This window comes from Halorubrum distributum JCM 13561 (assembly GCF_000337395.1).
GTDB classification, from domain to species: domain Archaea; phylum Halobacteriota; class Halobacteria; order Halobacteriales; family Haloferacaceae; genus Halorubrum; species Halorubrum distributum.
The window spans coordinates 138,767-148,815 of sequence record NZ_AOJF01000031.1; the positions used below are offsets into that span (position 1 = coordinate 138,767).

Annotated in this window: 8 protein-coding genes; 6 read left to right on the forward strand and 2 right to left on the reverse strand. The window is 71.5% G+C overall.

Going from position 1 to position 10,049, the window contains the following annotated elements; translation table 11 throughout:
• Positions 1-3: 3 nt before the first annotated feature.
• Positions 4-1,632: an ABC transporter substrate-binding protein gene (locus C470_RS06810; protein ID WP_008366124.1), complete on the reverse strand. Its 1,629-nt coding sequence runs from the start codon at positions 1,630-1,632 to the stop codon at positions 4-6.
• Between the two features lie 183 nt (positions 1,633-1,815).
• Here C470_RS06810 and C470_RS06815 point away from each other — a divergent pair, with 183 nt between their 5' ends.
• The 6 genes from C470_RS06815 (at position 1,816) to C470_RS06840 (ending at position 8,327) form a co-directional block, all read left to right on the forward strand.
• Positions 1,816-2,271, forward strand: a complete 456-nt coding sequence (locus C470_RS06815) for a DUF7529 family protein (protein ID WP_008366126.1) — start codon at positions 1,816-1,818, stop codon at positions 2,269-2,271.
• 108 nt (positions 2,272-2,379) lie between these two features.
• Positions 2,380-3,093, forward strand: coding sequence for a phosphoribosyltransferase family protein (locus C470_RS06820; RefSeq protein ID WP_004598137.1), 714 nt, complete (start codon positions 2,380-2,382; stop codon positions 3,091-3,093).
• Between the two features lie 126 nt (positions 3,094-3,219).
• Positions 3,220-4,605 carry an NCS2 family permease gene (locus C470_RS06825; protein ID WP_008366129.1) on the forward strand — a complete coding sequence of 462 codons (1,386 nt, stop codon included), beginning with the start codon at positions 3,220-3,222 and terminating at the stop codon, positions 4,603-4,605.
• Between the two features lie 420 nt (positions 4,606-5,025).
• On the forward strand, positions 5,026-6,549 hold the full coding sequence (locus tag C470_RS06830; RefSeq protein WP_008366131.1) for a glycerate kinase type-2 family protein: 1,524 nt from the start codon (positions 5,026-5,028) through the stop codon (positions 6,547-6,549).
• A gap of 20 nt (positions 6,550-6,569) precedes the next feature.
• Positions 6,570-7,628, forward strand: coding sequence for an alanine dehydrogenase (locus C470_RS06835; RefSeq protein WP_007344993.1), 1,059 nt, complete (start codon positions 6,570-6,572; stop codon positions 7,626-7,628).
• 99 nt (positions 7,629-7,727) lie between these two features.
• Positions 7,728-8,327, forward strand: a complete 600-nt coding sequence (locus C470_RS06840) for a dihydrofolate reductase (RefSeq protein ID WP_008366135.1) — start codon at positions 7,728-7,730, stop codon at positions 8,325-8,327.
• A 36-nt stretch (positions 8,328-8,363) separates the two neighbouring features.
• Here the strand turns inward: C470_RS06840 and C470_RS06845 are convergent.
• A partial coding sequence (locus C470_RS06845; protein WP_008366137.1) for an extracellular solute-binding protein occupies positions 8,364-10,049 on the reverse strand: 1,686 nt, incomplete at its 5' end.

The following is a 10,049-nucleotide window of genomic DNA, read 5'->3' on the forward strand; positions in this document are numbered from 1 at the left end:
GCGTTACTGCTGGGTCGCCGTGTCCGGGTCGATGAACTCGTCGGCCCGCGGCTCCCAGGAGATGTCGTCCGAGACGCCGTAGACGCTGAACTGCTGGTGCATGAACACCCACGGCGCGAGGTCGTGGGCGAGCTGGTTCGCCTCCTGGAGGATGTCGACGCGCTCGTCGGGGTCCTCGGTCGCCTCGGCGTCCGTGAGCAGCCCGTCGAGCTCGTCGTTCTCCAGCACGGTGAGCGCGCCGCTCGACGAGAGCAGCGGCGTCAGCGTCTGGCTGCCGTCGAACTCGGCGTTCCCCCAGCCGAGGAGGTTGAAGTGCGGGCGGTCCTCGATGTTCGGCGCGGTGACGTCCTGAACGAGCGAGGAGAACTCGCGCTGCTCGACCTCACAGGAGACGTTCGACAGCGAGTCGATCTGGTTGGCCGCCGCCTGCGCGATCTCGACGTCGCGGAGGTAGCGCCCGATCGGCGTCTCCAGGGTGATCTCGACGCCCGCGTGGCCGGACTCCTCGACGAGGCGCTCGGCCTCCTCGGGGTCGTACGGGTACGGGTCGATGTCGGGGTTGTGGCCGACGTGGCCGTCGAGGGTCGGCTGTGCGGTGATGTTGCCGAACCCGTTGAGGACGCTCTCGATGATGCTCTCGACGTCGACCGCGTGGTTCATCGCCTGCCGGAACTGCTGGCTGGAGAACGGCTCCACGTCGTAGCGCATCTGGAGGAAGATGATCCGCGCGCTCGCCACGGAGTTGATCGACGCGACGTCGGACCCCTCGACGCGGGAGACCTCGTTCGGCGGGACGTTCGTCACGATGTCCGTCTCCTCGGCGAGCAGCTGGTTGACCCGCGTGCTCGACTCGCTGGAGGCGCTCATCCGGAGCTCGTCGACCTCGGGGGCGCCGTCCCAGTAGTCCTCGAACGGCTCGTACAGCACCTCGTTGCCCGAGTCGTACTCGGAGAGTTGGAACGGCCCCGTCCCGTTGGCGTTCCGGTTGATGTAGTCGCCGCCGTTCTCCTCGACCCACGACTGCTGCATGACCGGGCCGTTCGTCGCGAACAGCTGGAAGGCGATCGGGTTGTACCCCTCGAAGGAGACCGTCACCTGCCCGTCGCCGGTCGTGACCTCCGAGACCGAGCCGAGGTCGTTGGACTGCGGGCTGACGATCCCGACGTCCTCGAAGACGATCCGGCGGATGCTGTACCGGACGTCCTCCGGCGTGACATCGTCGCCGTTGTGGAAGGTGAGCCCGTCGCGCAGCATGAAGCGGACGCTGCCGTCGTCGGTGCGCTCCCACTCGTTCGCGAGGCCGGCGATGATGCCGCCCTCCTTGTCGCGGTCGAGCAGGCCCTCGTACAGCTGCCCGACGATGATCTCGGTGTTCGTCTCGGCGTGGTCCTGCGGGTCGAGCCCGGAGTCCATCTGACCCATGGTGACGCCGACTTCGAAGGCGTCGTCGCCCCCGTCGGAGCCGTCCGACCCGTCGGAGCCGTCCGACCCATCGGAGCCGTCCGACCCGTCGGAGCCGTCACCGCCGTCGCCGCCGTTGCCGGAACAGCCCGCGAGACCGACCGCACCGGCCGTTCCCGCGTACTTGAGCACCGTCCGCCTGTCGACGTGATCGTCGTTGTCAGTAGGCATAGGCGATACCATACCATAGAGCGTTATGAACCTACCGGCAGAGGCCGCTCCTTTCGGGGGCGGTTGCTGGCGATCCGCTGACAGTAGGGGTGCCGAATCGGCGGTGTGAGCGCCCGGCACAGGCGGACCCGGGGCGAGCGGAAACCGACGCCTATGTAGGGGGGCCGGCGGTAGGCGAGCGGTATGGACGCACCCGATCCCGGACCGCGGTGGGACGCGGTCGAGGAGGACGCGGAGTCGACGGCGGCGGCGTACCGAGAGCGCGGCTGGACCGCGATCGCCGGGCACCCCGGGCAGGTGAACCCGGTCGCGGACGCCGCCCGGATCGACGTGCTGTTGCCCGGATCGGAGTTCGACGCGGCGCTCGAGGCGGTCGACGACGCCGCGGTCGACGGCGTCGACGTGTACGCGGGCGCCGCCGACGGGGTCGCGTACCGGCTGGTGGTCGCGACCGACGAGGCGGCGCAGGTGGCGCTGTGCGTGCCCGCGTACCTCACGAACGAGGACCTCGCCTCGCTGCGCGCGGCCGCCGAGGCGGCGGGGGCGCTCACCGTCCGGCTGCGCCCCCTCGACGACCGCGACCACGTCGAGATCGCGATCGACGAGCCCGCCGTCTTCTTCGACGCGCCCGAGGCGTGAGGGGGGTCGAGCTCGCACCGGCCCCGGCCCGCCGAGACGCACGCTCGTGGGTATCGGTGCCACGATCGACTTCGACGTATTCATAGTTGTGCGATCGCGATCATCCGTATGAACCGCGCAGAGAAGGCGGCCCTCCAGCTACAGGCGGTCGCCGTGTTGCGGATGCTGAAGGAGACGCGAACGTACGAGGAGCTGTCCGCGGTGACCGGGCTGCCCGCTGGCGACCTGAACCGGTACGTGAACGGCCACGTGCTGCCCGGCACCGACCGCGCGAGCGAGGTCGTCGAGTCGGTCGGCCGCGAGGCGCTCGCCGACGAGCTGGTCGCCCGCGTCGAGTTCGACGACGAGGGGTACGTCGACAACTCCGGGGTCGTCTTCGACCAGTCGTTCCTCGACCTCGTGGCGCCCGTCGCCGCGGAGACGTTCGAGTTCGAGTCGCCGGACGTGGTCCTGACGGCCGCGACCGACGGGATCACGCTCGGCGCGGCGATGGCCTCCTTCTTCGACGCGCGCCTGGCGTACGCCAAGAAGTCGAAGGAAACCGCGGTCGAGGAGTTCATCGAGTCGCGCCAGCGGCTCGCCTCCGGCATCGAGCTCACTTACTACCTCCCCGCGAGCGCGATCGACGCCGGCGACACCGTCCTCGTCGTCGACGACCTGATCCGCTCGGGCGAGACCCAGGAGCTCCTCCTCGACATCGCGCTCCAGGGCGACGCCGACGTCACCGGCGTGTTCGCGCTCATCGCGGTCGGCGACGAGGGGATGGACCGCGCGCGAGCGATCACCGACGCGCCGGTCGGGGCGTTGACGACGTTCGAGTAGCCACGTTCACGCATACTATTCGCGCATAGACAGAATAGAACTTCTTTTTGATCCACATTCGTGGATAACTAAGCGAGGCGTTCAGCAAGGCTTATCATCCGATCCCGGGGAACACTCACCCGTTCAATGGGGCTTTCAGACACGCTGGCCGCGCGGTTCGACGTGGAGTCGCACGGGTCGGACGTCCGCACCGAACTGGTCGCCGGGCTCACGACGTTCCTCGCGATGTCGTACATCATCGTCGTGAACCCCGCCATCCTCTCGGAGGCGATCCAGATCGAGGGGTACGGGCAGGGCGAGGTGTTCCAGATGATCGCCATCGCGACGATCCTCTCGGCGGCGATCGCGACGGTCGTGATGGCGCTGTACGCGAACCGGCCGTTCGGACTCGCGCCCGGGCTCGGGCTCAACGCCTTCTTCGCGTACACCGTCGTGTTGGGGCTCGGCGTCCCGTGGCAGACGGCCCTCGCCGCCGTCTTCGTCGAGGGGATCCTGTTCATGCTCCTGACCGCGGTCGGCGCGCGAGAGTACGTCATCCGGCTGTTCCCCGAGCCGGTGAAGCGCTCGGTCGGCGCCGGTATCGGGCTGTTCCTTCTGTTCATCGGCTTTCAGGAGCTCCAACTCGTCGTCCCCGACGAGGCGACGCTCGTCACGCTCGGCGGGATCTTCGGGAACCCGTGGGCGATCTTAGGGCTGCTCGGGGTCGCGTTCACCTTCGGCCTCTGGGCGCGCGGGATCACGGGCTCTATCGTGCTCGGCATCGTGACGACCTCCCTCGTCGGCTGGGGGCTCACCTTCGCCGGCGTCTTCGACCGCGGCACGGTCACGGCGGCTCGGGGATCGCTCCCGGCGCCGCAGTACGACATCACGCCGCTGGCGGGGGCGTTCGTCGACGGCCTCGGGAGTATCGACCCGCTCACGTTCGTCCTCGTCGTGTTCACGTTCTTCTTCGTCGACTTCTTCGACACCGCCGGGACGCTCATCGGCGTCTCGCAGTTCGGTGACTTCCTCGACGAGGACGGCGACCTCCCCGACATGGACAAGCCGCTGATGGCCGACGCGGTGGGGACGACCGCGGGCGCGGTGCTGGGTACCTCCACGGTGACGACGTACATCGAGTCGTCGACCGGCGTCGAGGAGGGCGGCCGCACCGGCCTCACCGCCCTCGTCGTCGCGCTCCTCTTCCTCGCGTCGCTCGCGGTGATCCCCGTCGTCGCCGCCATCCCGGCGTACGCCTCGTTCATCGCGCTGATCGTCGTCGGCGTGATGATGCTCCAGGGGCTCGTCGAGGTCGACTGGTCGGACCCGGCGTGGGCCGTCTCCGCGGGGCTCACGGTCACCGTGATGCCGTTCGCGTACTCCATCGCCGACGGGCTCGCGGCGGGCATCGTCGCCTACCCGCTGATCAAGGTCGCGGTCGGCGAGTACGACGAGGTCGCGCTCGGGCAGTACGTCATCGCGGCGCTGCTCGCCGCCTACTACGTGCTCCAGACGCGCGGCGTCATCCTCTAAAGCGGTCGACGCGCCGCTGCGGCCGTTCCGCACACCGCTTTTCGAACTTATAAATGTCCACGAGCGGGAGCGGCGGCTCTTATAAATGGAGAGCGGTGGCGCGTGCCTGTGAGGCCGCCTCGCGGCCGAGCAGCACGCGCGAGGGAGTCGGCCGGTCGGAGCGAAGCGGAGACCGGCCGACGAGGTTGGGGAGGTGAGAGGTGCTGTGCGGTCGCGGTCGGGTGGGACTCAAAGGGGCAGTCGCGAGGACGGCGCAGACGACGTAAGCACCGGAGCGAACGAGCGAGGAGCGCAACGAGTGTGCGCCGTCCTCGCGACTGGGGCTTTGGCACTGTCGTCCGCCAGTCTAGTAGCAACTATTTATAATGGCAGAACGCTCTTGAGCCGCCGGCGCGCATCCAGACCGAGGCGACCGAACCAATGCCCGATCAGTCCGACGGCCCGACCGTGACCGTCGCCGACCGCGAGCGACACGCGAGCGACCCGGCCCGCGAACTCGCGCTCGACTGCGTCACCGCGGGGATCGAGGCCGCGCACCCGGAGCGAGTGGTCGCGGACGCGCTGTCCCTCGACGACGGCGTCCTGACGGTCACCGCCGTCGACGGCACCTCGACGACCCGCGACCTCGCGACGTACGACCGCGCCCTCGTCGTCGGCGCCGGCAACGCGGCTGGCCACTTCGCGGCCGCGGTCGAGCGACTCCTCGGCGACCGGGTCGACGGCGGCGCGGTCGTCACGGACGACCCCGTCGAGACCGATCGAGTCGCGGTCCTGCCCGGCGACCACCCGACGCCGAGCGAGGCGGGCGTCGAGAGCGCCAAGCAGGTGCGCGAGGTCGCGGCCGACGCCGGCGAGTCCGACCTCGTCCTCGCCCTGCTCACCGGCGGCGGCAGCGCGCTCTTGGCCGCACCCGCCGAGGGAATCGGGCTCGGTGACCTCCGCGAGACGACCGACGCGCTGCTGGCGAGCGGCGCGACCATCGCGGAGATCAACGCGGTCCGGAAACACTGCTCGGCGGTGAAGGGCGGACGGCTCGCGCGGGCGGCCGGCCCCGCCGACGTCCTCGGCCTCGCGGTAAGCGACGTGACCGGCGACGACCCGGCCGTGATCGCGAGCGGCCCCGTCTCGCCCGACCCGACGACCTACGCGGACGCGCTCGGCGTCCTCGACCGGTACGCGGTCGACGCCCCGGCCGCCGTGGTCGACCGGCTCGAACGCGGCGCCGCGGGCGAACTTGCGGAGACCCCGGGACCGGGCGATCCACCGTTCGACGGCGACGGCGTCGACTTTCGGGTCGTCGCGAGCGCGCGCACGGCCCTCGACGCCGCCCGCGAGGTCGCCGCGGAGCGAGGGTACGAGCCGCTGGTGCTCTCCTCGCGGGGCCGCGGCGAGGCGCTGGAGGCCGCGAAGACGCACGCGGCGGTCGCCGAGGAGTGCCGCGCGAGCGGCGAGCCGGCCGAGCCGCCCGCAGTCCTCCTCTCGGCCGGCGAGGTGACGGTGACGCTCGGAGAGGACCCCGGAGAGGGCGGCCCGAATCAGGAGTTCGCGCTGTCGGCCGCGGTCGAGCTCGACGCGGCGGGCGACGGCGGGGAAGGCGTTGCCGTCGCGAGCGTCGACACCGACGGGATCGACGGCGCCAGCGACGCCGCGGGCGCGCTGGTCGACGACCGCCTCGTGGGGGACGACGCCGACGGGGGCGGCGGCGCCGAGCGTCCGCTGGACCGCGAGGCGGCCGCGACGGCGCTCGACGCGAACGACGCGTACCCGCTTCTCGACGAGGCGGGCGCGCTGCTCCGGACCGGGCCGACCGGGACGAACGTCAACGATCTCCGGGCGATCGTGGTCGCCGAGGGCGACGCGCGCTCCGACGGAGGCGACGCCCGTTCGGAGGGCCGCGGTGTGCGCTCGGGGGACCCCGACGCGAGTTCGGAAGAGACTAAGTGACGACCGGCAAATTCTGCGACATGCAGACGCTGCTCCTCAACGCGGACGACGTCGACGAGAACGCCGAGATGGACCGCGTGATCGACGCGGTACGCGGCGCGTTCACGGCCTACGAGCGCGGCGACGCCAAGATGCCGGCGAAGTCGTACATCGACCTCCCCGAGTACAACGGCGACTTCCGGTCGATGCCCGCCTACCTCGACGTGCGCGAGGAGGACGTCGCCGAGGAGACCGAGACCGGCGACGGATGGGACGCCGCCGGGATCAAGTGGGTGAACGTCCACACCGACAACCCCGCCGACCACGACCTCCCGACCGTGATGGGGACGATGATCTACTCCGACCCCGAGACGGCGTTCCCGCTGGCGGTCCTCGACGGCACGACGCTGACGATGAAACGCACCGGCGCGGCCGCCGCGGTCGCGACCGACCACCTCGCCGTCCCCGACGCGACGAGCCTGGGGATCGTCGGCGCCGGCGTCCAGTCGTACACCCAACTTGAGGCGATCGCGGCGGTCCGCGACATCGAGGAGGTCGTGATCAGCGACCTCGACGAGGAGCGCGTCGCCGACTTCGTCGACGCCTTCGAGGGCCGGTTCGACGTGCGCGCGGGCTCGGTCGCCGAGGCCGGCCACTGCGACGTGCTCTCGACGGTGACCCCCGTCGAGACCCCGATCGTCGGCCCCGAGGACGTGGGCGAGCACACCCATATCAACGCGATGGGCGCGGACGCCGAGGGCAAACACGAGCTCGCGGACGACCTCCTCTCGGACGCCACCGTCGTCATCGACGACCACGAGCAGTGCACCCACTCCGGCGAGATCAACGTCCCCTACGCCGCGGGGACGCTCACCGACGACGACATCTACGGCGAGATCGGCGAGATCGTCGTCGGCCGCCGCGCGGGTCGCCCCGGCACGCCCGGCACGGCGGCGGACGCAGAGGGCGTGCGCGGCGTCAGCGTCTTCGACTCGACCGGGCTCGCGATCCAGGACGTGGCGGCCGCCCGCGTCGTCTACGAGCGCGCCGACGAACTGGACAACGGCTACCCGTTCGACCTGCTCGGCCTCGACGGCTGAGGCCTCCCGTCGGGTCCCGGCGGCCGTGTCCGCTCGCCCGTCCGGCCTCGACCCCCGACTCGACGCGTCGCTTTTGCCCGTCCGTCCCGTATCCGACCCGTGAGACTCGTCAGCGTCGCCGCGCTCGCGGAGAACCGGGTGATCGGGAGGGACGGCGAGGTGCCGTGGCCCCACATCGAGGCGGACGTGCGGCAGTATCGCGAGCGCGTCGCGGGCTCGCCGGTAATCCTCGGTCGCCGAACCTTCGACTCGATGCGCGACGACCTCCCGGGGAGCCGGCAGATCGTCGTGAGCCGGAGCGTCGAGGCGGTGGACGCCCCGACCGCGGTCGTCGCGAGCGGCGTCGAGGAGGCGCTCGAGTTGGCCCGCGACCTCGTCGGGACGGCCGCCGACGCGGACCGGGCCGCCGCCGAGGCGGACCGAGTCGCCGCCGAGGCGGACCCGATACCCGAGGAGTCGGCGGGCGCCGGCGGGGGCGACACCGCCGGAGGGACCGACGACCGCGTCTACGTCCTCGGCGGCGGGGCGATCTACGACCTGTTCCAACCGCACCTCGACGCGATGGCCCTCAGTCACGTCGACGGCGCCTACGAGGGCGACACGCGCTACCCCGAGTGGGACGAAGGGGAGTGGGAGATCGCGGCGGAGACGCCGTACGACCGGTTCACGCTGCGCGAGTGGGCGCGTCGGGAGCGCTGAGCGGCTCTGCCCCCGACAGGGAACCGATAGTCGAGGTTACGACCCGTCGGCGCGCTCCTCGGCGTACCGTTCGAGCTGCAGGGCGGTGCTGTCGGCGAGCCGTTCGACCGCGGACTCGACCCCGTGTTCGCGGGCGTCGACGGACGCCTCGGCGACGAGCGTCCGGACCGTGTCGAACGGGCCGATCCGGGCGCCGGTCGTGGCGACGGCGTCCTCGGCGTCGAGCAGCTGGTTTATCGCGGTGCGGTAGCCGGGGTTCTCGTCGAACCACCCGTCGCGGTCGAGCCGGTCGACCGCCCCCTCGTGGACCGGGAAGTAGCCGGTCTCGCGGTGCCAGCGCGCCTGCCGCTCCGGCGCCGCGAGCCAACCGAGGAACGCCGCGGCGGCGCGCTGCTCGGCGGGCGACGCGCCGTCCGCGACCCACAGCGACCCGCCGCCGACGACGACGCCGTGCCGCTCGTCGGGGACCGGGAAGTAGCCGACGCCGACCGGGAAGGAGGCGCCCTCGCGCACGCCGACCATCGAGGAGGTGGAGCCGATAAGCATCCCGGCGCGCCCCTCGTGGAACGCCTCGCGGGCCTGCCCGCGAGCCTCGATACCGGGGTCGTGGTAGAGGCCGTCGGCCGCCATGTCGGCGATCCAGCGGTAGACCCGCTCGCCGACCGGCCCGTCGAACCGGCTCTCGGTCGGCGTGCCGCCCCGCCCGTTGTCGGCGTCGACGAGCGGCTCGCCGGCCTCGGCGAACCACTGCTCGACGAACCACGAGTACGTCGCGAACGTGATCCCCGTCTCGGTCGCGCCGCGCTCGACCAGCCGCTCGGCGCAGCGGCGGACCTCGTCGAACGTCTCCGGCGGGTCGTCGGGGTCCAGCCCGGCGCGCTCGAACGCCGCGCGGTCGTAGTACAGCACGGGCGTCGACGCGTTGAACGGCATCGAGTGGAGCACCCCGTCGGTCCGGTAGTAGTTGGCGACCGGGTCGAGCAGGTCGTCGGGCGAGAAGCCGGCGACCGGGCCGGCCGCGGCGTCAGTGCCGGCGACACCACCCGAATCGGCGTCGAGGAGGCGCTCGACCGGCGTGAACGCCCCGCTGTCGAGCGCGCGCTGGGTGCCGATCTCGTAGAGGTGGGCGATCGCGGGCGGGTCACCCCTGTCCGCCGCCGCGAGCGTCGCCTCGAACACGCCGCGGTAGCTCCCCTTCGAGGAGGGCCGGACCGCGACCCCGTCGGTCTCGGCCGCGAACTCGGCCGCGAACTCGTCGAGGAGCCGCGCCTTGCGCCCGCCGAACGCGTGCCAGAAGTCGAGGACGACCGCGTCGTCGGCCGCGGCGCCGTCCGCGTCGTAGGCGTCGAGCGCGTCGTCCAGGGTGCCGGTCCGGTCGGAGAGCGTCGAGGCCCCGGCGGCCACCTCCGCCAGCGAGGTCTTCTGGGCGTGCGCGACGGCGGTGGCGTCGCCCGCGTCCGCGGCCGTCTCCTCGGCGAGGTCGCCGACCGACTCGACCGCGTCGACCACCGCCTCGATCGAGGTCGCCTGGTCGTCGGTGGCGTCGCGGATCTCCTCGACGCCGCTCGTCGTCTCCTCGACGTCGGCGGCGAGGTCGGTGAACGCCTCCAGCGCCGCCTCCGCGGTGGTTATCCCCTCGTCGGCGCGCTCGCGCATCTCGGCCATCTCGTCGACGGTCGCGTCCGTCTCCGCGCGCACCGACCGGATCGACGACTCGATCTC